The organism is Nannocystis punicea, assembly GCF_026965555.1.
Classification (GTDB): Bacteria; Myxococcota_A; Polyangia; order Nannocystales; family Nannocystaceae; genus Nannocystis; species Nannocystis punicea.
The window spans coordinates 4,421,192-4,442,872 of the sequence record NZ_CP114040.1 but is presented as its reverse complement, the minus strand read 5'-3'; the positions used below and the strand labels follow the sequence as shown (position 1 = coordinate 4,442,872).

The 21,681-nt window shown below is 71.2% G+C and carries 18 protein-coding genes; 12 read left to right on the top strand and 6 right to left on the bottom strand.

The features are described from left to right. Positions 1 to 114 precede the first annotated feature (114 nt). The 7 genes from O0S08_RS17155 to O0S08_RS17125 all read left to right on the top strand — a co-directional run bounded on the left by O0S08_RS17155 (position 115) and on the right by O0S08_RS17125 (position 7,345). Positions 115 to 1,149: a hypothetical protein gene (locus O0S08_RS17155; protein WP_269040238.1), complete on the top strand. Its 1,035-nt coding sequence runs from the start codon at positions 115 to 117 to the stop codon at positions 1,147 to 1,149. Between the two features lie 162 nt (positions 1,150 to 1,311). Then, a complete protein-coding gene (locus tag O0S08_RS17150) occupies positions 1,312 to 2,052 on the top strand; it encodes a YggS family pyridoxal phosphate-dependent enzyme (protein WP_269040237.1) in 741 nt (246 codons plus the stop codon). 274 nt (positions 2,053 to 2,326) lie between these two features. Continuing rightward, positions 2,327 to 3,661: a 2Fe-2S iron-sulfur cluster-binding protein gene (locus O0S08_RS17145; RefSeq protein WP_269040236.1), complete on the top strand. Its 1,335-nt coding sequence runs from the start codon at positions 2,327 to 2,329 to the stop codon at positions 3,659 to 3,661. Continuing rightward, on the top strand, positions 3,658 to 3,951 hold the full coding sequence (locus O0S08_RS17140; RefSeq protein ID WP_269040235.1) for a (2Fe-2S)-binding protein: 294 nt from the start codon (positions 3,658 to 3,660) through the stop codon (positions 3,949 to 3,951). Before O0S08_RS17145 ends, O0S08_RS17140 begins: the two co-directional genes overlap by 4 nt. Beyond that, positions 3,948 to 5,159, top strand: a complete 1,212-nt coding sequence (locus O0S08_RS17135) for an NAD(P)/FAD-dependent oxidoreductase (RefSeq protein ID WP_269040234.1) — start codon at positions 3,948 to 3,950, stop codon at positions 5,157 to 5,159. The genes O0S08_RS17140 and O0S08_RS17135 overlap by 4 nt, the downstream gene beginning before the upstream one ends. Positions 5,160 to 5,547: 388 nt before the next feature. Beyond that, positions 5,548 to 6,363: an MBL fold metallo-hydrolase gene (locus O0S08_RS17130; RefSeq protein ID WP_269040233.1), complete on the top strand. Its 816-nt coding sequence runs from the start codon at positions 5,548 to 5,550 to the stop codon at positions 6,361 to 6,363. Positions 6,364 to 6,559: 196 nt separating this feature from the next. Further along, positions 6,560 to 7,345, top strand: a complete 786-nt coding sequence (locus O0S08_RS17125) for a hypothetical protein (protein WP_269040232.1) — start codon at positions 6,560 to 6,562, stop codon at positions 7,343 to 7,345. 93 nt (positions 7,346 to 7,438) lie between these two features. On the opposite strand, the gene mtaB is transcribed toward O0S08_RS17125, so the two are convergent. From mtaB to O0S08_RS17110, 3 genes are all read right to left on the bottom strand, one after another. Then, a complete protein-coding gene (gene mtaB / locus O0S08_RS17120; protein WP_269040231.1) occupies positions 7,439 to 8,746 on the bottom strand; it encodes a tRNA (N(6)-L-threonylcarbamoyladenosine(37)-C(2))-methylthiotransferase MtaB in 1,308 nt (435 codons plus the stop codon). Then, a complete protein-coding gene (locus O0S08_RS17115) occupies positions 8,746 to 10,686 on the bottom strand; it encodes a serine/threonine protein kinase (RefSeq protein WP_269040230.1) in 1,941 nt (646 codons plus the stop codon). Before O0S08_RS17115 ends, mtaB begins: the two co-directional genes overlap by 1 nt. A gap of 126 nt (positions 10,687 to 10,812) precedes the next feature. Then, entirely contained in the window at positions 10,813 to 11,406 is a 594-nt protein-coding gene (locus O0S08_RS17110) for a pseudouridine synthase (RefSeq protein ID WP_269040229.1), read from the bottom strand. 209 nt (positions 11,407 to 11,615) lie between these two features. On the opposite strand from O0S08_RS17110, the gene O0S08_RS17105 reads away from it, so the two are divergent. After that, positions 11,616 to 13,424, top strand: coding sequence for an acyl-CoA dehydrogenase (locus tag O0S08_RS17105; RefSeq protein ID WP_269040228.1), 1,809 nt, complete (start codon positions 11,616 to 11,618; stop codon positions 13,422 to 13,424). A 267-nt stretch (positions 13,425 to 13,691) separates the two neighbouring features. Here the strand turns inward: O0S08_RS17105 and O0S08_RS17100 are convergent, their stop codons facing one another. From O0S08_RS17100 to O0S08_RS17090, 3 genes are read right to left on the bottom strand one after another with little or no spacing between them, the layout of a single operon-like run. Continuing rightward, positions 13,692 to 15,260, bottom strand: coding sequence for an ABC transporter substrate-binding protein (locus O0S08_RS17100; protein WP_269040227.1), 1,569 nt, complete (start codon positions 15,258 to 15,260; stop codon positions 13,692 to 13,694). A 25-nt stretch (positions 15,261 to 15,285) separates the two neighbouring features. Then, positions 15,286 to 16,152 (bottom strand): tetratricopeptide repeat protein, encoded by an 867-nt coding sequence (locus O0S08_RS17095; protein ID WP_269040226.1) that lies wholly within the window; start codon positions 16,150 to 16,152, stop codon positions 15,286 to 15,288. Between the two features lie 59 nt (positions 16,153 to 16,211). Beyond that, positions 16,212 to 18,287: a serine/threonine-protein kinase gene (locus O0S08_RS17090; RefSeq protein ID WP_269040225.1), complete on the bottom strand. Its 2,076-nt coding sequence runs from the start codon at positions 18,285 to 18,287 to the stop codon at positions 16,212 to 16,214. 142 nt (positions 18,288 to 18,429) lie between these two features. Here O0S08_RS17090 and O0S08_RS17085 point away from each other — a divergent pair, with 142 nt between their 5' ends. The 4 genes from O0S08_RS17085 (at position 18,430) to O0S08_RS17070 (ending at position 21,579) form a co-directional block, all read left to right on the top strand. Next, positions 18,430 to 19,890, top strand: a complete 1,461-nt coding sequence (locus O0S08_RS17085) for a M17 family metallopeptidase (RefSeq protein ID WP_269040224.1) — start codon at positions 18,430 to 18,432, stop codon at positions 19,888 to 19,890. 11 nt (positions 19,891 to 19,901) lie between these two features. Beyond that, complete coding sequence (ung, locus tag O0S08_RS17080) at positions 19,902 to 20,588, top strand: uracil-DNA glycosylase (RefSeq protein ID WP_269040223.1); 687 nt, start codon at positions 19,902 to 19,904, stop codon at positions 20,586 to 20,588. A gap of 323 nt (positions 20,589 to 20,911) precedes the next feature. After that, positions 20,912 to 21,115: a hypothetical protein gene (locus O0S08_RS17075; protein ID WP_269040222.1), complete on the top strand. Its 204-nt coding sequence runs from the start codon at positions 20,912 to 20,914 to the stop codon at positions 21,113 to 21,115. An 80-nt stretch (positions 21,116 to 21,195) separates the two neighbouring features. Then, positions 21,196 to 21,579 carry a hypothetical protein gene (locus tag O0S08_RS17070; protein ID WP_269040221.1) on the top strand — a complete coding sequence of 128 codons (384 nt, stop codon included), beginning with the start codon at positions 21,196 to 21,198 and terminating at the stop codon, positions 21,577 to 21,579. The last annotated feature ends 102 nt before the right edge of the window (positions 21,580 to 21,681 follow it).

Sequence of the window (21,681 nt, the reverse complement as noted above, 5' to 3'; positions counted from 1 at the left end):
CGTGGGACGGCCGTGCTCGCCGGAGCCGGCGAGCGCGGCCGCGGCCCACGAGCCCTGTTCGGGATGCCTGGCGCCCCGGCGGGCCCAGCGGCGGCGCGTGCTACCATCTCGGCCATGCGGCGCCCCTTCTGCCTCTCGAGCGTCTACCTCCTCGCGGTCCTCGCGCTGTCGGCCCCGTTCATCGCCGTCGAGGCCCCCGAGGTCGTCGAACCTGTCCCCGAGGACACCTGCGACGCCGACGCCGTCGATCCCGAGCTGCTGGGCGTCTGGCACCGCTGGGAGGCCCTCGCCGAGGGCGACCGCATGCGCTTCTACTTCTTCCACGAGGGCGGCTTCGGCCTCTACCGCTACGGCAAGGTCGGCCTCACCAACACCCACAGCTTCGACTACCGCGCCGACGGCGGCCACCTCGAGCTCACCTTCCGCAAGACCGGCGAGCGGCAGCGCGTCCGCTACCGGATCGAAGAGCAAGACGGTCGCACCTGGCTGGTCCTCGACGACGACCCGCGCGAGGTCGGCGGCGCCCGCTACTTCAAGGCCCCGGCGGCCGCCACCGGCGCCCCCTGCTTCGACCCCGCCGGCGACCTGCCGCAAACACGAGGCGCCCCCGCGCTCGCCGACCTGTCCCGAGAGCCAGGCTCCCCCGCGCCCGCCCTCGACCTCCCCCGCGGACCCGCGCTCGCCGACATGTCCCGAGAGACAGGCTCCCCCGCGCCGCTCCTGGCCGCCTCCGACCTGCCTGCAGAGCCAGGTACCCCCGCCATGCCCGAGCTCGCCACCGCCGAGCGGATCGGCGGGCGGCTGTGGGGCGAGGAGGTCCGCTACGCCACCGGCGGCATGGGCTTCTCGATCTACCAGCTGCAGCCGCAGGCGATCGACGGCCGCGGCGTCGGCTGGCACCACCGCGGCGACTACGACGAGTGGACCACCGAGACCCTCACCTACCGCCAGCGCGGCGATCGCCTGGCCCTGTCGTTCCCGCTGCGCCACGACGGCCTCGAGACCGCGATCGCCGTCCGCGGCAGCGGCGACGACCGCACCCTCCACCTCGCCGAGGACCCGCGCGACTTCTGGCGCGCCCACACCTACCGCGACATGGGCCCGACCTTCGCCGGCGCCGTCGCCCCGATCGCCTGCCTGCCGCAGTGAGCCCGGCTCCGCGTCCGCCGCCGTCACCATGCCCCGGCGCCGAGCACCCACGGAACCTGTGCACCTGTCTCTTTCGCCAGGTCCCATGCGCGACCGTCCCCCTCTCGCCCGATGGGCCGTCCGCCCTCCACCACCTGACCTTTCGAACAGGCCTTTAAGAGCATGTCCTTGACGCCAGACGACATCGCCGCCAACCTCGCCGCAGTGCGCGCCCGGGTCGCCGCCGCCGTGGCCCGGCGCGGGCCCGGGCCCGTGCCGACGCTCATCGGCGTCAGCAAGAAGCAGCCGGCCGAGGCCGTGATCGCGGCCTGCCGGGCCGGACTCGGCGACCTCGGGGAGAACTACGCCCAAGAGCTGGTGGCCAAGGCCGAGGTCGTCGCCGCCGCCGTCACGCCGCCGCGCTGGCACTTCATCGGCCCGCTGCAGACCAACAAGGTGCGCAAGGTCGTCGCCGTCGGCGCCCTCGTCCACACCGTCGACCGACCGGGGCTCGTCGACGAGCTCGCCCGCGAGGTCGCGCGCCTGCGCGCCGGCCGGGGCGCCACCACTCCGCTCGAGGTGCTCGTCGAGGTCAACGTCGGCGACGAGGCGCAGAAGGCCGGCGTCACCGCGAACGACCTGCCGGCGCTGCTCGACCGGATCGCCGCCCGCCCCGAGCTGCGCTGCGTCGGCCTGATGGCGATCCCGCCCGAACCTCCCGAAGGAGATCCGGAGCAGACCCGGCCCCACTTCGCCCGCCTGCGCGAGCTCTCGCGCCGTGAAGCCGCGATCGCGCGCCCGGGCGTCGACCTCGTCCACCTCTCCATGGGCATGAGCGCCGACTTCGAGGTCGCGATCGAGGAAGGCGCGACGATGGTCCGGGTCGGCACCGCCATCTTCGGCGCCCGCCCTCCTCGCGCCTGACCTCGCTCGCGCCCGCCATCGATCGCCGGCGCCCCGGATCCGCGTCCGCCGCCGGGGTCGCTACCCCCGGTGCGAACCGTCGACCACCGCGTCGTAACGTGCTCGTGACCGGCGCGAACCGTCGACCCCCGCGTCGGAACTCGCGTCGCAGGACCGGTGCGAACCGTCGACCACGTCGGAAACCTCGCGCCTCGCCGGCGCTCGTGACCGAGGGCAAGCGGCGCGGCCGCGGACGCCCGTGTCCCCGCGCAGCGCGGCGTGCTATCGCAGGCGCGTGCCCAAGGCACCCCTGCTCGCGCCGCCCGGGCCGCCGACGCTCACGTTCCGCTGGGACGGCGCCGCCATCCCCGCCTGTCCCGGCGACACCGTCGCCTCCGCCCTGATCGCCGCCGGCGAGCTCGCCACCAGCCGCAGCGCCAAGTACCGGCGCCTGCGCGGCCCCGCCTGCCTGCACGGCGGCTGCGGCACCTGCCTGGTGCGCGTCGACGGCCGGCCCAACCAGCGGGCCTGCCTCACACCTGTCCGCGAGGACATGCTCGTCGAGCCGCAGAACACCTACGGCGGCCTCGACCCGACCGCCCTCGTCGACCAGATCTTCCGCCGCGGCATCGACCACCACCACCTCGTCGTCTACCCGCGAATCGCCAACCAGATGATGCAGGGCGTCGCCCGCGAGCTGGCCGGCTTCGGCGAGCTGCCGGACGCGCCGCCGGCCGAGGTCGCCGGTCTCGTCGACCATGTCCCCGAGGTCCTGGTCATCGGGGCAGGTCGCTCCGGCCGCGCGCTCGCGGCCGCCTTGACCGCCGGCGGGCACACACCGCGGGTCGTCGAGCGCCGGCCCGCCGCCGCCCTCGCCGGCCCCGACCTCCCGGCCGACCTCCTCGCCGGCGTCGGCGTCTTCGCCTGCTACCCGCAGGAGCGGCTGTGGGCGGCCGCCTCGGAGCAGCCGCCCGTGCTCCACCGGCTGCGCCCGCGCCACGTCGTCCTGGCCGTCGGCGCCCACGAGCCGACCATCCCGCTCGCCAACAACGACCTGCCCGGGGTCGTGTCCGCACGTGGCCTTGTGGACATGCTCGAACAGACAGGCCGCCGCCTGACCGCGCGCGTCGTCGTCATCGGCGAGGGCGCCCGGGCCGAGCACCTCGCCGGCCTCCTCGCGGCCGAGCGGGTCGCCCCGGCGCGGGTGCACAAGCTGCTGGGCGCGCGCCGGGTCAAGGGCGTGCAGCTCGACGACCGCCGGATCCTCCGCTGCGACCTCGTCGCCCTCGCCCCCGACCCCGCCCCCGCCTTCGAGCTGGCCGCCCAGGCCGGCGCCCCGATCCACTTCACAGGCGCCGGCTTCGCCCCCGTCTGCGACGCCGACGGCCGGATCGCCACCGCTCCCGCCGCGCACCCGCTCGAGGCCGCCGACGCCCAGACCGCCCCCCCGCCGCCGTGGACCCTGTGGGCCGTCGGCGAGCTCGCGGGCGCCACCACCCCCCCCGAGATCCGTGGCACCGTCGACCGCTGCGCCGCCGCCCTCCTGCGCGCGCTCGCCGAGTCACCTGCCCCCGAGGACAGCCAGCCGTCCCTCTCATCCTCCTCTCTCCCTGGCCGAGGCCTGCCATGACCGCGCGCACCTTCGTCTGTCGCTGCGAGGACGTCACGCTGACGGAGATCGAGCGGGCGATCGCCGCCGGCCTGACGGACGTCGAGGAGATCAAGCGCTACACCGGCCTCGGCACCGGCCCCTGTCAGGGCAAGGAGTGCCTGTCCGCGCTCGGGCGGCTGCTCGTCGCCCGCAACCTGATCTCGCCCGCCGCCCTGCGGCCGTTCACCGCCCGCCCGCCGGTCGAGCCGGTCACCTTCGGCGCCCTCGCGGCCGGCGCGAGCGAACTTCCGGAGGATCCCTCGCCATGACCGCAGCGATGGGCCGCGCCGACACCCCGCTGCCGGCCGACGTCGACGTCGCAGTGATCGGCGGCGGCATCATGGGCCTGGGCCTCGCCTACCACCTCGCCCTGCTGTCCGCCGGCAAGGGCAAGCCGCCGCCGTCGATCGCCGTCATCGAGCGCAGCTACCTCGTCAGCGGCGCCTCGGGCCGCAATGGCGGCGGCGTGCGCATGCAGTGGGGCGACGCCGGCAACGTCCGCCTGATGATGGAGAGCATCGAGCTGTGCAAGGACCTCGCGCAGCAGCTCGGCATCAACTTGTGGTTCCGCCAGGGCGGCTACCTGTTCCTCGCCCGCAGCGAGGCCGGCGAGGGCCGGCTCGAGCGCAACGTCCAGCTGCACGCCGAGGTCGGCGCGCCGACCCGCCTGCTGACCGCCGCCGAGGCGCACGCGATCGTCCCGCAGCTCGACGTCGCCGAGGTCCGGCTCGCCACCTTCAACCCCGAAGACGGCGTGGTGTTCCCGTGGGCCTTCGTGTGGGGTTACGCCGCCAAGGCAGTCGAGCGCGGCGTCCTCCTGCGCACGCACACCAGCGTCGTCCGCGTCGAGCCGCTGGCCCGGGGTTACGCGCTGCACCTCCACACCGGCGAGGTCGTGCGCGCGCGGCGGGTCGTCAACGCCACCGGCGCGTGGTCGGGCGCGCTGAACCACCAGCTCGGCATCGACCTGCCCAACCGCCCGCACCGCCACGAGATCCTCTCCAGCGAGCCGCTCAAGCCGTTCCTCGATCCGCTCGTCGTCGATCTCTCGACCGGCCTCTACTTCTCTCAGAGCACCCGCGGCGAGCTCGTCACCGGCATCAGCCTGCCCGACGCGCCCGACGGCAGCGACGAGAGCCTCACCCTCCACTCCAGCCTCCGCTTCCTCACCCACCTCAGCGCCACGCTCACGCGCCTGATGCCGATCACCGCGGCGATGAAGGTCCTGCGCCAGTGGGTCGGCCCTTACGACGTCTCGCCCGACGGCGACGCGATCGTCGGCCCCAGCCCCGGCCACCCCGACTTCATCCAGGTGTGCGGCTTCACCGGGCACGGCTTCATGATGGCGCCCGCGGTGGGCCGGCTGCTCGCGCGCTGGCTCGTCGACGGCGAGGCCCACCCGATGCTCGCCCGCTGGGACCCGGGTCGCTTCGCGACCGGGGGTGTGGCCCGCCGCGAGGACATGATCATCGGCTAAAGGCGCCGGGATCGGCCCCGCAAATAAACCCGTGCGCCTCGCCATGATCTCGCAGCCACGCGCGAATTCGGCGGCGCCGCCTCACGCGCCATGCGCCATGTGGGACTGGGTCGCCCCCGCCAGGGTCGCCCCCGCAACGGGCCTCTGGGGGCTCCGCCGCGCTCTGCGGCCCAATGGCGGCGAAAAACCCCGGCGTTTCCCGACTCCCCCGCAGCCTCCCAGCGCCACGCGAACCGGGTCGCGACCGCCTGGTGCGCGTGCCCCTTCGCGGCCGGACTGCGATATCATCTCCGTCCGACCTCCGAGGTGCCATGGGCCCGTGCTTGCCAGCCGAATTTGTTCTGCCCTATCATCGGCGAAACATGCAGCCAGCGAAGGATAGCGCCCCATGGAAGTGACTTTCTGGGGCACCCGGGGCAGCATTCCAGTTTCCGGGCCGAAGTACGCGGAGTTCGGCGGCAACACGCCCTGCCTTCAGATCGCGCTCGAGAGCACGACCGACACCGTCATCCTCGACTCGGGCTCGGGCATCCGCGAGCTCGGCATCCGACTCGTGCAGACTCGAGCCGCGCACTCGCGCGTCATCCACCTGTTTTTGACCCATGCTCATTGGGATCACATCCAGGGCTTCCCGTTCTTCCCGCCGGCCTTCATGCCGGACTTCCGGCTCCACATCTACTGCACGAAGGACGCGCGGGCGATCCTCGACCGGCAGATGTCGACGCCGTTCTTCCCCGTCGGCCTCGACGTGATGGGCTCGACCAAGCTCTTCCATCACCTGCTGCCGCAAGAGGTCACGACCATCGCCGAGGCCACGCTGCGGCACATCCCGCTGCCGCACCCGCAGGAGAGCACCGCCTTCCGCGTCGACGAGCGCGGCAAGTCGGTCGTGTTCGCCACCGACACCGAGCACGCCCCGGACCACATCAACGAGACCCTGCGTGACCTGGCCGAAGGGGCAGACGTCCTGATCTACGACGCCCAGTACACCTCCGAGGAGTACAGCGCCGGCAAGCAGGGCTGGGGCCACAGCACCTTCTCCGAGGCCGTCAAGCTGGCCCGCGCCGCCCACGTCGGCAAGCTCGTCCTCTACAGCCACGACCCGACCCACGACGACGAGATGCTGCGCAAGATCGAGGCGGCCGCGCAGGAGCACTTCCCCAGCACCGTCGCCGCTCGCGACGGCATGAAGCTGAAGCTCTGAGCCCGACTGGCCGCCAGGACATGTCCTCGCGGCCAGCTCGGTCTTCGTGACTCGCGGACGCCCCGAGCTCGACTGGCCGCCAGGACATGTCCTCGCGGCCAGCTCGTCTTCGTGACCCGCCGAGCCGCGCCGGGTCACGACCCACCTTGCCGCGCCCGTGACATGCGCGCGAGCTCCGGGCGATAAGCTCGCCACCATGTCTCAACACGAGATCGAGGACACGGTCGCCGATTCGGTCCGGCTGCTCCACGAGCACCACCGCGGCGACGACCACCGCGACCTGTTCTTCGCCCTGTACGACTTCCAGGCCGGCTTCGACTGCGGCTTCACCCACGGGCGCGTGCTCGAGATCCTCGTCGAGCGGCGCTTCACCTACCGCCTGCCGCTCACCTCGCACCCGCAGTACGCCGCCAACAACCGCGCCTTCCGGGGCGCGCCCCCGAAGGAGTGGCGGTTCGTGGACTCGGAGGTCCTCTGCCGCGAGCCGCCCGAGGACCGGCTGCGCGTCGGTCACGAGAACGGCGTCCTCCTCGAGGGCTCGCTGTACTGCGACGCCGGCACGCCGCTGTGGCACGAGCTCGTCGCCGCCGGGGTCCTGCGAGGCGCCGACGCCGAGCCGCCCCAGCCGCCGTCCGTCGGCGCGGTCGCCCTGCACGTCGCCCGCGCGGCCGAGGCGATCGGCGACCTCGAGCTGATCGCCATGTGGATCAACTTCGGCCCGGACATGCTCTTCCCGGGCACCCGCCGGGTGCACAAGGGCGAGGTGCTGGGCATGAGCCCGTTCACCGGCAAGCCGATCGTCGCCGAGGAGGACGCCGAGCTCCGCCGTGAGCCGACCGTCGCCGAGCTCGCGGCGAACCCCGAAGCCGTCGCGCTGCGCGAGCTGTCCCGCCGCGTCGACGCCAAGAACGTGCGGGTCCACTACGACTACCGCCCGCCGCGCGAGCACCAGTCCGAAGCCGAAGCCTGGTTCTGGGACTGACGCAAGCATCACCCCCGAAGTCGGCTTCGCCAGCCGCACGTCCTCGCCTCCTCCGAGTGGAGGCGCCCGAAGGTTCGCCCCACGACGAGTGCCTCACTCGAGCAAGCGCCCGATCGCCAGCGTCTCCTCGGCCCGCTCGATCGCCACGCTCACCGAGCGGCCGAGCAACGCCTCGCTGCCCGGCAGCAGCACCGTCAACCCGTTGCCGGCCCGGCCGACCAGCAGCCCCGTCCGCCGGTGCCGCGTCCGGTGGAGCACCACAGGCAGCGTCCGCCCGACCTGCGCCGCCGCGAACGCCCGCTGCTTCGCCGCCGACAGGGCCCGCAACGCCGCCCCGCGCCGCTGCTTGACCTCCACGTCGATCTGCCCCGAAAGACAGGCCGCGTCGGTCCCCGCGCGCGGCGAGTACGCGAACACGTGCAGGTACGCCAGCGGCAGCTCGGCCAGCAGCGCGTGCGTCGTTGCGAACGCCTCGTCCGACTCGCCCGGGAAGCCGACGATCACGTCGGTGCCGACGCCGATGCCCGGCACCGCCTCGGCGAGGCGAGGCACCAGCGCCCGCAGGTCGGCGGCCGTGTGCGCCCGTCGCATCCGTCGCAGCGTGTCGTCGTCGCCGCTCTGCACCGGCAAGTGGAGGTACGGGCACAGCCGCGGGTCGCCGGCCAGCAGCGCCACCAGCCGATCGTCGACCTCGTGCGGATCGACCGAGCCGAGGCGCAGCCGCGCCGGCCCGAGCCGCGGCAGCAACGCTTCCACCAGCGAAGACAGCGACGCGCGCGGTCGCAGGTCGCGGCCGTAGATCCCGAGGTGCACCCCTGTGAGCACCACCTCCGGCACCCCCGCGGCGACCAGCTCCTGCAGCTGCGCCTGCACCTCCTCGGGCGGCACGCTCGCGCTGCGCCCGCGGACCTGCGGCACCACGCAGAAGCTGCAGCGGTAGTCGCAGCCGTCCTGGATCTTCAGGTACGCCCGGCTGCGTCGCGGGTCGGCGGCCGGGCGCAGCCGGGCCACGCGGACCCGCCGCAGCAGGTCGACCGGCGCCACGTGGATCTCCGGGACATGTGCCTCCGAACATGTCTCTGCGAGCATGTCGAACAGCCGCTCCTTCTCGCGGTTGCCGACCACCAGCGCCACCCCGGGCAGCGCCGCCGCCTCGGTCGGCGCGGCCGTCGCCCAGCAGCCGGTGACCACCACGCGAGCCCCGGCGCGCGCCGCCCGTCGCACGTGCTGGCGGGCGTCGGCGTCGGCCTCGTGGGTGATCGTGCAGGTGTTGACGACCACGACCTCGGGCGCGGCCTCGGCGTCGACCACGGTGTGGCCGGCCGCGCGGGCCATCTGCTCGAGGGCGTCGGACTCGAACTGGTTGAGGCGACAGCCGTGAGTGCTGAACGCGACGCGCATCAGAGCGGCACGACGATCGTGAACTCTTGCGGCGACTTGCGGGTGTTGACGAACTTGACCTTGGTCTTGAACGCCCGCGCCAGGCACTTCGCCTCGGCGCTGGTGTCCTCGGACGTCGCCTCGGTCACGCGCCCCTTGGGCCCGTCGACCTTGAGCCGCAGCTTGTAGGTCTTGCCCTTCGGGGTGCTGATCGTCCGACAGGTCTCGAACTCGGCGCGGTAGCTCTTCAGCGCCTGCGACCGCTCCATCGGCCCGAGCACTTCGGGCCAGTTGGCCGACGCCTCCTCGCCCTTCGGCGTGGCCGGCTCGGCCTTCTTCCCCGACGGCGGCTTCTTGGCCTCGACCACCTTCTTGCCCGGGTCCTTCTTGGCCTCGTCGTCGACCACGATCGGCTCGTCGGGCTTCTTCGGCTCCGGCGGCGCCTCGACCTTGGTCTCCGGCGGCGCCTCGACCTTCGGCTCCGGCGCCGTCTCGACCGGCTTCGCCGCCTCGGGCGTCCCGGCCGACACCGCCGCGACCTCGGTCGGCTTGTCGACCGGCGGCTTCGGGTCGTCGCCGCGGCTCAGCGCGCACACCAGACCGACCACCAGCACCAGCACCGCCGCGCCGAGGCCGATCACCAGACGCGACAACATCTGCGCGTCCATCGTCCCGCCGCGCCACGGCAGCGACAGCGACGTCGGCCGCAGGCCCGACGCGCTGCTGTTGAGTCCGTGCGTCAGCAACGAATCGTCCGGCGTCACCGCGTTGGGGGGCAGCGCGCCCGCCGGCATGCTGACCCCGACGGCCAGGCGCGCCGCCTGGGCCGCCGCCTCGAGGTTGGTCGTCGTCCGCCCGGCGTCTCCGGCGGTCCCACGCGGCGTCGCGACGATGGCCTCGATCAGCTCGCCCATCGTCTGGTAGCGCTGCGTCTTGTCCTTCTCCATCGCCTTCAGGATGACCGCCTCGACCTCGACCGGGATGTCGGCCTCGGGCGCCAGCTGCCGCGGGGGCACCGGCTTGGCGTTCACCTGCTGCGACAGCACCCCGTACATCGTCTTGTCCGTGAACGGGAGGTTGCCGGTGAGCAGCTGGTAGAGGATGCAGCCGACCGCGTAGATGTCCATGCGCTGGTCGGCCGGGTCGCCATGGATCTGCTCGGGCGCCATGTACTCCGGCGTGCCGATCAGCGCCCCCACCTGCGTCAGCGGGTTCGTGCCGCCGTCGCGGTTCTCCTCGAGGAACTTGGCGATCCCGAAGTCGAGCACCTTGACGAAGTCGCGGATCCCGTTGCGCTGGATCAGGAAGCAGTTCTCCGGCTTCATGTCCCGGTGGACGATCCCGTGGGTGTGGGCCGCCTGCAGGGCGCGACAGATCTGCAGCATCACCCGGCGGGCCCGCCCCCACGACATCGGCCCCTTCTTGAGGATCTTGCCGAGGTCGTCGCCCTGCAGGTGCTCCATGGCGAAGAACACCTGGCCGTTGGGCATCGCCCCGAAGTCGGTGATGTCGATGACGTTCTCGTGGCCGATCGTCGAGGCCGCCCGGGCCTCGCGGAGGAACCGCTTCACCTGGTCGGGGCGGTTGGTGTAGGCCGGGTTCAGGACCTTGACGGCCACCCTCTTGCCGAGCGCCACGTGCTCGGCGAGGTAGACCTTGCCCATGCCGCCCTTGCCGATGAGGTCGAGGATCCGGTAGCGATCGGCCAGCACCTGGCCGAACAGCGCGTCGCGCTTGGCCGCCGTGGCCTTCATGCTCTTGGCGGCGGCGCGCTCGACGGTCTTCTCGTCGTCGGTGTGGGGCTCGCCGTCCACGCTGGTCGGCTGGCCATCGAGCTCGGCGTCGGCGCTGGACGGCCGTCCGAGGTCGATCGAGAAGTGGGCCGCCGAGACCTGGTTCTCGAGCGCTGCCTCATACTCCTCCGCGAAGTCGTCGTCGGCGCTCGACTCGTTCGCGACCACGGGAGTCGGCGGGAGCGAGTCCGGAGGATCCACGATGACCGCGGTCAACCGCGGCCCCGATCGATCCTCGCCAGCCTGGCCGGAGTCGCGGCTCCCTTCGTTCGTCGCCATCGCGCTCGTTGGACGCTAGCACGGCCGCCGCGGGCGGAAAAGCTGGCGCTGACCCCGGGACCGCGCCTCCTCGGCCGTCAGCGCCCGCCATTGCCCCGGCGCGAGGCCGTCGAGGGTCCAGGGCCCGATCGCCCAGCGAACCAGACGCAGCGTCGGCAAGCCGACCGCGGCGGTCATGCGCCGCACCTGGCGGTTTCGGCCCTCGCGCAGGACAAGTTGTAACCAACAGGTCGGGATCGTCAGGCGCGTGCGGATCGGCGGTGTTCGCTCCCACAGCGGCGGCGGGTCGATGAGCCTCACCTCGGCGGGTGCGGTCGGGCCGTCTCGGAGGACCACCCCGGCGCGCAGGCGGTCCAGCGCCGCCTCTTCGGCCGTCCCCTCGACTTGCACCCAATACGTCTTCGGCAGCTTGTGACGCGGATCGCTGAGCTGGTGCTGCAGGGCCCCATCGTCGGTCAGCACCACCAGGCCCTCGCTGTCGAAGTCGAGGCGACCGGCGGCGTACACGCCCGGGACGTCGATGAAGTTCGCCAGTGTCGGTCGGCCCTCGCGATCGGTGAATTGCGTCAGCACCCCGTAGGGCTTGTTGAACAGGAGCACCTGCGCCACGCCGGTCAATTTGGCCGCGCTCCTGCCCGCGGGAGCGCGTCGCCGACGATTGCATCCTCACGAAGCGCCCGGAAGCGACGCCAGCGCCTCTTGGGGGCGCGATCCCCCGACCCTCGGCGCGAGCCCGTGCCTGTGGCCTGGACGCCCTCGGTTCGAGGAAGTACCACAGTGCGACGGCGCCTTCGCGCCGCGGCCCAAAGCGAGGAATCGTGAGCACCACCAGCTTCTCCGTCGACCTCCGCGATCTCCACTTCGTCCTCTTCGACCAGCTCGCCGCGCACGAGCAACTCGCCGCGATCCCGCGCTTCGCCGATCTCGACCGCGAGGTCTACGAGGCCACTCTGGCGGAGGGCGAGCGCCTCGCGCGGGAGGTCCTGTCGCCGATCAACGCCCCCGGCGATCTCGAAGGTTGCAGCTTCGACGGCCAGGGCAACGTGAAGACCCCGCGGGGTTATCGCGAGGCCTGGGAGGTCCTGCGCGAGGGCGGCTGGCTGGCGCCCTCGGCGCCGAGCGAGCTCGGCGGCGGCGGCCTGCCCTTCACGATCCACATGTGCCTGAGCGAGATGCTGTGTGGCGCCTGCATGGCCTTCATGATGTACGCCGGCCTCACCGTCGGCGCGGCGCGCGTCATCCTGGGTCACGGCCCGGCCGACACGCGGGAGATGATCGCCCGCAAGATGTTCACCGGCGAGTGGGGCGGCACCATGTGCCTCACCGAGGCCGGCGCCGGCAGCTCGGTGGGCGACAACCGCTGCCGCGCCACCCCCACGGATGAGCCCGGCGTCTATTTGCTCGAGGGCGAGAAGATCTTCATCAGCGGCGGCGACCAGGACCTGACCGACAACATCGTCCACCTGGTCCTCGCGCGCACCCCGAACGCCGGCAAGGGCACCAAGGGCCTGTCGCTGTTCATGGTCCCGAAGTACGAGTTCGACGTCGGCGGCGCGCTCGGGGCCCGCAACGGCGCCAAGGTGCTGCGGATCGAGGAGAAGATGGGCATCCACGGCTCCTCGACCTGCGTCCTCGGCCTCGGCGGCGATCTCCCGTGCCGCGGCGTGCTGCTCGGCCAGGAGAACCAGGGCATCGAGCTGATGTTCCTGATGATGAACGAGGCCCGGATCGGCGTCGCCGTGCAGGGCCACGCGATGGCGGCCGCGGCCTACAACTACGCCCGCGGCTACGCGCAGGAGCGGATCCAGGGCCAGTCGATCCGCGAGGCCCGCAGCCAGGACGCGCCGAGCGTGGCGATCGTCCAGCACCCCGACGTCCGCCGCATGCTGATGACGCAGAAGGTCTACGCCGAGGCGATGCGGTCGTTGCTGCTGCGCATGGCGCTGGTCGTCGACCGCGAGCACGCCAGCGAGGACCCGGCCGAGCGCGAGCGCCTGCGCGGCCGCATCGACCTGCTCACGCCGATCCTCAAGGCCACCTGCACCGACCTCGGCTTCGAGGTCGCCGTCGGCGCGGTCCAGGTCTACGGCGGCTACGGCTACATCGGCGAGTATCCGGTCGAGCAGCTCGTCCGCGACGTCAAGATCTGCTCGATCTACGAGGGCACCAACGGCATCCAGGCCATGGACCTGGTCGGCCGCAAGCTGCGGATCGGCGGCGGCGCCCTGTTCATCGACTGGATGCAGGAGGCCCAGGGCCGGCTCGCCGCCGCCGGCGAGGCCGGCCTCGGCGGCCCCGCGGAGGCGATCGGCAAGGCCGTGCAGCTGCTCGCCGCCAGCGCGATGCACCTCGCGGGCCTCGGCAAGGCGCGCAAGGTCGAGGCGGCGATGATGCAGGCCGTCCCGTTCACCCGCATGTTCGGCCTGGTCCTGCTCGGCGTCGAGTGCATCGAGCAGGCGCTGGTCGCCGCCCGCCTCCGCCAGACCCGCGGCGACGAGCCGCACCTGATCGGCAAGCAGCGCAACCTCGAGTTCTTCGTCGCCGCGCTCCTCCCGCAGGCGATCGCCCTCGGCAAGAGCATCCAGTCGAACGACGAGAGCGCCCTCGACCCGGCCCTGTTCGTCTGATCTTTAAAACATGTGCTCCCGGCCAGGGCCGTTCGGACATGTCCGAACGGCCCTGTAGCTTGTCAGCCGCGACCGAGCGCGAGCAAGGTGACGGCGAGGCCTGTTCACTGGAGCTCTCGATCCGGGCACGCCTTCATCGAGTGAGCGCTCGCCGCCGCGGACGCCCTCACCCCTCGCAGCGGTCGTCGCCGCGGCGCGCCTCACCGAGTCCGAAAGCAGCATGACCGCCAGGACATGTCCTGGCGGTCAGCCTCTCGCGCTCGCGGCTCAGGGCACCGGCGCCCAGGTGCCGGTGCTCTCGGGGCAGGCCGGCGTGAACACGGCGGACTTCACCCACCCGCCCTTGTCGTCGAGCGTGTAGGCGGCGATCGGGCTGCACACCTCGCCGCGGGTGTCGAAGTCGAGCGTGCCGGTGATACCGGTGAGGTCGACCGTCTTGTTGGACTGGAACGCGGTGAGCGCCGCGGGCACGAACTTCTTCGGGCCCTCGCCGAAGTCGACCGCAGTGCCGGCCTTGTCGGACAGCTTCTTGAACGCGTCGGCGACGCGGAGGCCGACCACGATGTCGCCGGACTTCACGGCCGCCATGCCGATGAGCGAGGCCATGGTCGCGTCGTAGGCGAGCGCGCCCTCGGGGCTGAGGTCCGACTCGCCGAGCCGCGTGCGCAGCTTGGCCAGCTGCGGCGTCTCGAGGTCGGGCGTGATGGCGACGACGATGTTCGCCAGCTCCGGGTCCTTCAGCGCCGCGACCGCCGCCATCGCCCGCTTGGGGATGTAGATCTTCTGCGGCAGCGGAGCCCCGGTCGTCTTGTAGTACTTGATGATGTCGGCGACCTCGGACCGCCCGAGCAGGATCAGCATCGGCGGGCTAGCGAAGGTGTCGAGCGCCGTGTCGAGCTTGGCCTTGGCGCCCTTGGTCGCGTCGTCGAACCCGCGGTACGAGGCGATGAACTGGCTGCCGGGGACCTGCGGGATCTGGTTCGGGCCGGTCGTGTCCTCGGTCGCCACCGCGTTGTAGAGGCTGAGCCCGTAGGGGTCCTCCGACAGCAGCAGGATGGCGTTGGCCATCGGGTCGCCGGCGAAGTCGACCGCGATCCGCTCGCCCAGCGCGGGGCCCTGGTACTTCGCGCCGGCCATCGCCTGGAACACCAGGCCGCTGCCCGTCGACGTGTCGAGCTCGCTCATGTCGGCCGTGATCATCGGCCCCATGGTGAAGGCGTTGACGCCCTGGGCGAACGTCACCTGATCGACCACCGTCGTGAACTCGACGTCGTCGACCGGGCCGATGAGCACCGGGATCGTCAGCGTGTCGCCGAGGTGACGCGCGGCCGACGTCGCCGACGCGACCTCGCTCTGGGTGTCGCACACGACCAGCGCGATCTTGTCGCCGTTCAGCAGCTCGCCGCTGCCGTTGAACTCCTCGACCGCCGCCAGCACGCCCTTCTCCATCGCCAGGCCGAGGTCCTTGTCGGCGCCGGTCTTCGGCAGCATCACGCCGATGAACGCGACGTCGTCGCTGATCTCGCCGCCGGGGTAGATGGGCGCGCCGCACTCGTCCGACTCGGTCGACGCGCACTCGCGCGGGGCACTCGAGGTCGCACAGATGTACGCGTCCCCGAGGCCCGCGCACTGCGAGTTGGCGTCGCAGCCGTTCTCGCGGGGCCTGCAGACGTGGGACGCGCAGTACATCGGCTTGTTGTCGTCGAAGAACGACGCGCAGTCGGCGTCCTCGTAGCACTCGGTGAAGTCGAGGGTCGCCGAGCACGCGCCGGCGATCACCCCGAGAGCGCCGCAGACAGAGATCCGGACAAGCAGATGCGAGAAGACAGACGACATAATCGCAAGCTCCAGCGTTCGCGGCTCAGAAGCGATAGACGTAACCGAGGCCGAGCTGGCTCGGCGAGACCTTGGGCTGCATCGCCTGGACGGCCTTCGACTTGCGGGCCTTCGGCACCAGCAGGAGCACCATGCCGACCACCGCGAGCACGCCGCCGGCGATGAACAGCCCGTCGGCGGTGGCCGCCAGCGACTTGCCCTTCTGACCGGCCTCGCGCTGGTCGTCGAGCGTCTCCGCGGCCTCGAACTTGTTCTCCTGCCCCTTCGCCAGCCCGCCCGCGACCCCGCCGCCGATCAGCAGCGCCGCGCCGACGCCGAACATCGTGTAGCCGATCGGTCGCAGGATCTTGGCCTTGTTCTGCCCCGACTTGTCGTCGGTGGCCGGCGGCTGCGGCCCCGGCTGCGGCCCGACCGGCTGGCCGGCCTCCGGCTGCTTGGCCGGCTCGGCCTGCTTCGGCTTCGACTTGGCCTCTTCCTTCTCGCGGATCTCGACGATCTTCTCGAGCGTGGCGAGCCGCTGCAGCGCCGTGTCGCGCAGGCCGATGTCGACCGACTCGTCGGCGATGAACTTCTGGTAGTAGGCGATCGCCGCGTCGACGTTGTTGGCCTGCTCCTGGATCCGGCCGATGTTGAACAGGATCGCCGGGTCGGGCTGGAGCGCGTAGGCCCGCTCGAACAGCGCGACCGCGCCGGCGTAGTCCTTCTCGCGGTACTTGGCCCGCGCCTGCTCGGCCAGGGTCTCGAACGTCTCGCCGTTGGCGTCTGTCGGCGCCGGCTGGGCCAGCGCCGCTCGCACGGCGATCGGGACGTACACCGCGGCCGCCGCCGAGCGGGCGGGCATGCTCGAGGCGAGAAACGCAGCGGCCACGAGGGTGACGATCGGCTTCTTCATGGGGGGCCTTCAGGGCGGGTCGACGCGCGCGCGACCCTCACGAACCCGAGAGCTAGAGACTACCGCTTTTTGCTCGGACCGACCGGCAACAAATCGTCCTCCGGCGCGGGGTTCGGCTTCTGCTTGACTTGTCCGTCGGGCGGCTTCTTGCTCCCGCCGCCTCCGGGCTTTTTGGTCCCGCCGCCCGCGGGCGGCCTGGGCTGCTCGACCGGCGGCTGCGGGTTCGTCGGCGCCCCGGTCCGGGTCAGCAGGTAGTCGTAGGGCTGGTCCTTGGCGGCGCTGACGCTGAGCGCGGTCTGCATCGGCCCGTAACCCGGCGCGGTCAGCGAGATGTTGTACTTGCCCGCGTGCAGCGGCACCTCGATCGGGGTCGAGCCCAGAGGCCCGCCATCGAGCGTGACCTCCGCAGTCACCGGGGCCGAGCGGATCGAGATGATCGCAAACCCCATGTCCGGGTTGAGGTTGGGGTAAAGCCCCTTGATGCGCTGCTTCGCCTCTTCGTTGCCGGCGTCGAGCGCGAGCACGTCGCGGTAGCCCTTGACCGCGCTGATGCGATCGCCGTCGCGCTCGTGCTTGCGGGCGCTGGCCAGCGCCTTCATGACCTCCAGCCGCGATCGCAGCTCGTCGGCGCGGTCGGACAGCTCCGGGTCGCGGGCGAACTCCTCCTCCGCGCTCTCGAGCTTGCGCTCCGCCTGCGGCAGCTTGCCCTCGTCGATGAGCTGCGCGATCTTGTCGAGGTTGCCCTCCAGCTGCTCGCGCCCTCCCTCGTCGCGGGTCGCCACCTCCGGTCGCTCCGTCTCGGCCTCGGCCGGGCCGCCGCCGCCGAACACGTAGACCAGCAGCGCAATTACCGCGAGCGCCGCGACCCCGCCGTAGACCAGGTTCAGGGTGCGCTGCCGGGCCGCGGCCTCCTGGGCCTGGGGGCCGACGACCAACAGCGTCCGCCCGTCCTGGCTCTGCACCAGGCTCCCGCCCTCGAGCGGGATGCCCTGCGCCTTGAGCTGGTCGAGCGTCGCCTGCGGAAATTGAGCCGTGATCGGCATCACCGACGGCGACATCGTCTGCCCTCCGCCTGGCGCGCCCGGCATCCCCTGCGCAAGGGGCGCGGCGGCAACGGCGGGTGCCGACCGCGGCCGGCCGAACGTGCCGACCACGATGTTCTCCGGCGACGGGATCGGCTTGCTGTGCTCGGTGCTGCTCTGCGGCTCCTCCGGCTCGAGCGGCTCGGTCCGCGGCTGGGCCCGCGGCAGGCGGAACATCGAGAACGGCACCTGATCGATGAGCCCCTCGACGACCTCGTTGGCGTCGCGGGGGCGCCGTTCCCGGCTCTTCTCGAGGCACCGGCTGATGAGCTCCAGCACCCCCTCGGGGGCGCCGGAGTCGGCCGGCAGGAGCTCCTGGATCGGCTGCGGCTTCTCGTGGACGTGCTTGTACAGGACCGACGCGTCGTTGTCGGCCTGGAACGGCATCACCCCGGTCAGCATGAAGTAGAACAGGATGCCGACCGCGTAAACATCGACGCGCTGGTCGATCTTCTCGCCCAGGATCTGCTCCGGGGACAGGCAGGTGGGCGTGCCGAGGACGTTCTGCTTGGTGATGTCGGACGAGCCGGAGACCAGCTTGGCGAGCCCGAAATCGAGGATCTTGACGTAGTTGGCGCGCCCCTGGCGCTCGCACAGCATGATGTTGGCGGGCTTGATGTCGCGGTGGATGATCCCGCGCGAATGGGCCTCGCCGAGGCCTTTGAGCACCTGGGCCGCGATCGGCACGAAGTCGGCCAGCGTGAGGTGGCCGCGGCGACGGACGAACCGGTCGAGCGTCTCGCCCTGGACGTACTCCATGACGATGAAGGCGCGGCCGTCGACCTTGCCGAAGTCGTGGATGGTCACGATGTTCGGGTGCTGCAGGCTGGAGAGCCCGCGGGCCTCGCGTTCGAAGCGGGCCAGGGCCTCCGAGTCGCCGACCCAGTCGGGCGCCAGCACCTTGAGGACCACCGGGCGATTCAGATCGATCTGCGTCGCCTGGTACACGACGCCCATCCCACCGCGGCCGAGCCGGCGCTCGATCAAGTAGCGCCGAGCGAAAGTCGTCCCCAGCAGGGGGTCTGCTTGTGCTTGGTCTTCCGGTTTGCTCATGGCTTCTCGGGGGACCCTGTGACGTTAACACACCTTCCCCCGGTGTTGCGCGTCTTCGGCAAAACCCGGCGGCAGTCGCCGCAATGGCGCGCGCGTAGAGGCGCAGGACGACGCGGTCGACGGCTTGTGGCATGCTCCGGCCGTGCCCACGACCCTGAGCTTCGCCCCGACCATTCCCGCTCTGCTCCACGGCAGCCGCGCCGTCCTCGTCGTCGCTACGGCCAGCGTCCTCACCGGAGAGTTGCCGGCGTTCTTGCCGGCGCCGGCGCAGGCGCTGCTCGCCGAACTCGCGCGTGACACCAAGCCCGGCGAGCTCGGAGCGGTGTCCGGCACGCTCACCGGCCTCCCGGAGCCGCGACGACTGTTGCTCGGCGTGCTCCCCGACCACGGTTCTCGCTACAATTCGCCGAGCCGCGCCGAGAGCGTACGCCGCGTGGTGGCGGCCGCGGACCTCGGGAGCAGCAAGGCGGGAATCATCGTCATCCTGCCGGATCCCGCGCACCTGCTGGCCACCATCAACGCCGTGGGCCGCGCCCTCCCGCTCTATTCGAGCAAGAGCGGCGCGAGCAGCGGCACGGAGGTCCAGATCCTCGCCCTCGACACCGCCGGCCAACCGATCCCGATCCCGCCCGAAGTCGAGTCGACGATGCACGCCACGCGGATCGCCGCACTGCACGTCGACACCCCCCCGACGGAGCTCAATCCCGAGGAGTTCGCAGCTCGCGCGCGCGAGCTGTTGACCGCGATTCCACGCGTCGAGCTGCGCGAGATCGTCGGCGACGCCCTGCTCCAGGAGGGCCTGGCGGGTATCCACGCCGTCGGCCGCTGCGCGGTCAAGCCGCCGCGCCTGCTCATCGCCCAGTACACGCCGGCCGCCGCCGGCGGCCGCTCGATCGCGCTGGTCGGCAAGGGCATCACCTACGACACCGGCGGTCTCAGTCTCAAGATCAGCGGCGCCATGAACACGATGAAGGGCGACCTCGGCGGCGCGGCCGCCGTGCTCGGGGCCTTCTGCGTGCTGGCCGCCAATCATTGCAAACACAAGCTCTCGCTGCTCCTCTGCATCGCCGAGAACTCGGTCGGCCCGGGCGCCTACAAGCCCGACGACATCCTGCGCCTGCACTCCGGCAAGACGGTCGAGATCAACAACACCGACGCCGAGGGCCGCCTCTTGCTCGCCGACGGCGTCAGCTACGCCGCGCGCGCGCTCGGGGCCGAGGTCGTGTTCGACGCCGCCACCCTCACCGGCGCCCAGATGATCTCGACCGGCCTGCTGCACGCCGCCATCGTCAGCAACGACGAGCTCCTCGAGCAGACCATCATCGCCGCCGGCAAGCACTGCGGCGACCTCGTCCACCCGCTGCCGTTCGCCCCCGAATTCTACAAGCAAGAATTCGAGAGTAATATCGCAGATATGGTCAATTCTGTAAAGAATCGCATGAACGCCCAGTCGGCCTGCGCCGCGCAGTTCGTCTACTGGCACATGGACGACACCAAGGCGCTGTGGTGCCACATCGACCTGGCGGGGCCGAGCTTCCCGAAGAACCGGGGCACGGGCTTTGGCGTGGCCCTGCTGTCCGAGACGATTCGCCGGATCCCCTGAGGAGGTCGCGCATGTACGGCTACGGCAACTGGACCTTGCCCGGCAGCTGGCACGGGGTGCTGGCCGACGAGATGGCCAAGCCATACTTCAAGGATCTCGTCGACTTCGTCGGCTATGAGCGCGAAAACAATACGGTTTATCCTGCCGAGGAAGACGTGTTTCGCGCCTTCGAATTGACCCCGTTCGACCAGGTCAAGGTCGTCCTCCTCGGCCAGGACCCGTACCACGACGAGGGTCAGGCCCACGGCCTGTGCTTCTCGGTCCTGCCCGGGGTCAAGCCGCCGGCCTCGCTGGCCAACATCTTCAAGGAGCTGGCCGCCGACCTCGGGTGCACCGCGCCGACGCACGGCAACCTGCAGTCCTGGGCCGAGCAGGGCGTCCTGCTCCTCAACACGGTCCTCACCGTCCGCGCCCACACCCCCGGCTCGCACAAGAACAAGGGCTGGGAGAAGTTCACCGACGCCGTCATCCGCGCCCTGAGCGACCGCAGCGACCCGGTGGTGTTCGCGCTGTGGGGCGACTTCGCCAAGAAGAAGGCCGCCCTCATCGACGAGCGCCGCCACCGCATCGTGGCCGCCCCGCACCCCTCGCCGATCCTCGGCAAGGGCCCGAAGTTCCTCGGCAGCCGGCCGTTCTCGGCCATCAACACCGCCCTCGAGAGCCTCGGCTACCCGGCGATCGACTGGCAAATCTTCTGACAGTCGGCGCCGCCACGACCCCGGCCGTTGCCGGTGATGGCAAGGTGCCACCACCTCGACGCGCCGCCGTTTGCGGTAGACGAAGAAATACGGCAGCCCGAGAAGAAAACAGCGCCGGGTGCCGAACAGATACGGCGGCCAGGCGCTGGGGAATCGAGCCATGGCCTCGAAGGCGTTCCGGATCTCACGCTCGAGGCGTAGTAAATGTACGGAGCCCAGCTGTGCGGCGAAGTCGCGAGCCTCCTCGGTCTCCCGTTTCGCCTCGGGATGGAGGCCGATTCTTTTTCCCAGCTCAATGTCGCGCGTCATGCTACGAAATCGAGATGACGAGCCACTCTTTTGCAGGGCGCCCGCCGCGAATCCTCACGGACGCTGATGAGGTCACGCTGGGCAAGGCGGTGAAGCGCAGGTTGGCGGAGCTGGACCGTGGAGAGGTCGAGCTGATCCCGGCCGATCAGGTGTTGCAAGAGGTATTCGGGCCGAGCACCGGGCCAGAGAAGCCCACGCGCGCGCGCCGGCCGCGGTGAGCCTCTGGCGTTTGGCAGAAATTTTGCCCCCGCCGGAGTCGGCGCTTATCCTACATCACCCACACCGGAGTTTTTGTCGGATGACGCACGAACGACGCCAAGATCGCAGCGATAACCCCTGGACCGCCGGGGATCTCTACCTTCGGGCGGTCGCCCAGCGGACCGGCCTGGAGCACCTCACGCTCGCCACGCGCGAGGGTCTGTGCCTGTCGGGCACGGGTGACAAGGCCCTCGGCGACCGTGTCGCCGCGGTCGCCCCCCTCTTCGTTGAGGAGCCCGCGACCCTGCGCGCCGGTCTCATCGACGAGCTGACCGACGGCCAGCCCATGCAGGTCTGGCGCGTCACCGTCCGCGACCGGCCCTTCTACCTCATCGGCTTCGGCGCCCTCACCGACATGTCCGAAGAGGTCCAGGGCGCCTTCGACCGGATCTTCGCTCGCCCCACTCCGCGCACCTCGAACTGAGATCGTCATCGCGTCACGACGCGCGCTCCGAGAGCCGCGACGATCCTCGTCGCGGCTCTTTGCGTTGGTCGCCTCGCCGCGGAGCGATCGCAGCGCTCCTCC

Excerpts from the sequence above, each read along its gene's own strand:
- O0S08_RS17090 (WP_269040225.1), bottom strand. The coding sequence starts at position 18,287 with ATGAGCAAACCGGAAGACCAAGCACAAGCAGACCCCCTGCTGGGGACG.
- O0S08_RS17125 (WP_269040232.1), top strand. The coding sequence starts at position 6,560 with ATGTCTCAACACGAGATCGAGGACACGGTCGCCGATTCGGTCCGGCTG.
- O0S08_RS17100 (WP_269040227.1), bottom strand. The coding sequence starts at position 15,260 with ATGTCGTCTGTCTTCTCGCATCTGCTTGTCCGGATCTCTGTCTGCGGC.
- mtaB (WP_269040231.1), bottom strand. The coding sequence starts at position 8,746 with ATGCGCGTCGCGTTCAGCACTCACGGCTGTCGCCTCAACCAGTTCGAG.
- O0S08_RS17075 (WP_269040222.1), top strand. The coding sequence starts at position 20,912 with ATGACGAGCCACTCTTTTGCAGGGCGCCCGCCGCGAATCCTCACGGAC.
- O0S08_RS17070 (WP_269040221.1), top strand. The coding sequence starts at position 21,196 with ATGACGCACGAACGACGCCAAGATCGCAGCGATAACCCCTGGACCGCC.
- O0S08_RS17135 (WP_269040234.1), top strand. The coding sequence starts at position 3,948 with ATGACCGCAGCGATGGGCCGCGCCGACACCCCGCTGCCGGCCGACGTC.
- O0S08_RS17130 (WP_269040233.1), top strand. The coding sequence starts at position 5,548 with ATGGAAGTGACTTTCTGGGGCACCCGGGGCAGCATTCCAGTTTCCGGG.
- O0S08_RS17150 (WP_269040237.1), top strand. The coding sequence starts at position 1,312 with ATGTCCTTGACGCCAGACGACATCGCCGCCAACCTCGCCGCAGTGCGC.
- O0S08_RS17140 (WP_269040235.1), top strand. The coding sequence starts at position 3,658 with ATGACCGCGCGCACCTTCGTCTGTCGCTGCGAGGACGTCACGCTGACG.
- O0S08_RS17095 (WP_269040226.1), bottom strand. The coding sequence starts at position 16,152 with ATGAAGAAGCCGATCGTCACCCTCGTGGCCGCTGCGTTTCTCGCCTCG.
- O0S08_RS17155 (WP_269040238.1), top strand. The coding sequence starts at position 115 with ATGCGGCGCCCCTTCTGCCTCTCGAGCGTCTACCTCCTCGCGGTCCTC.
- ung (WP_269040223.1), top strand. The coding sequence starts at position 19,902 with ATGTACGGCTACGGCAACTGGACCTTGCCCGGCAGCTGGCACGGGGTG.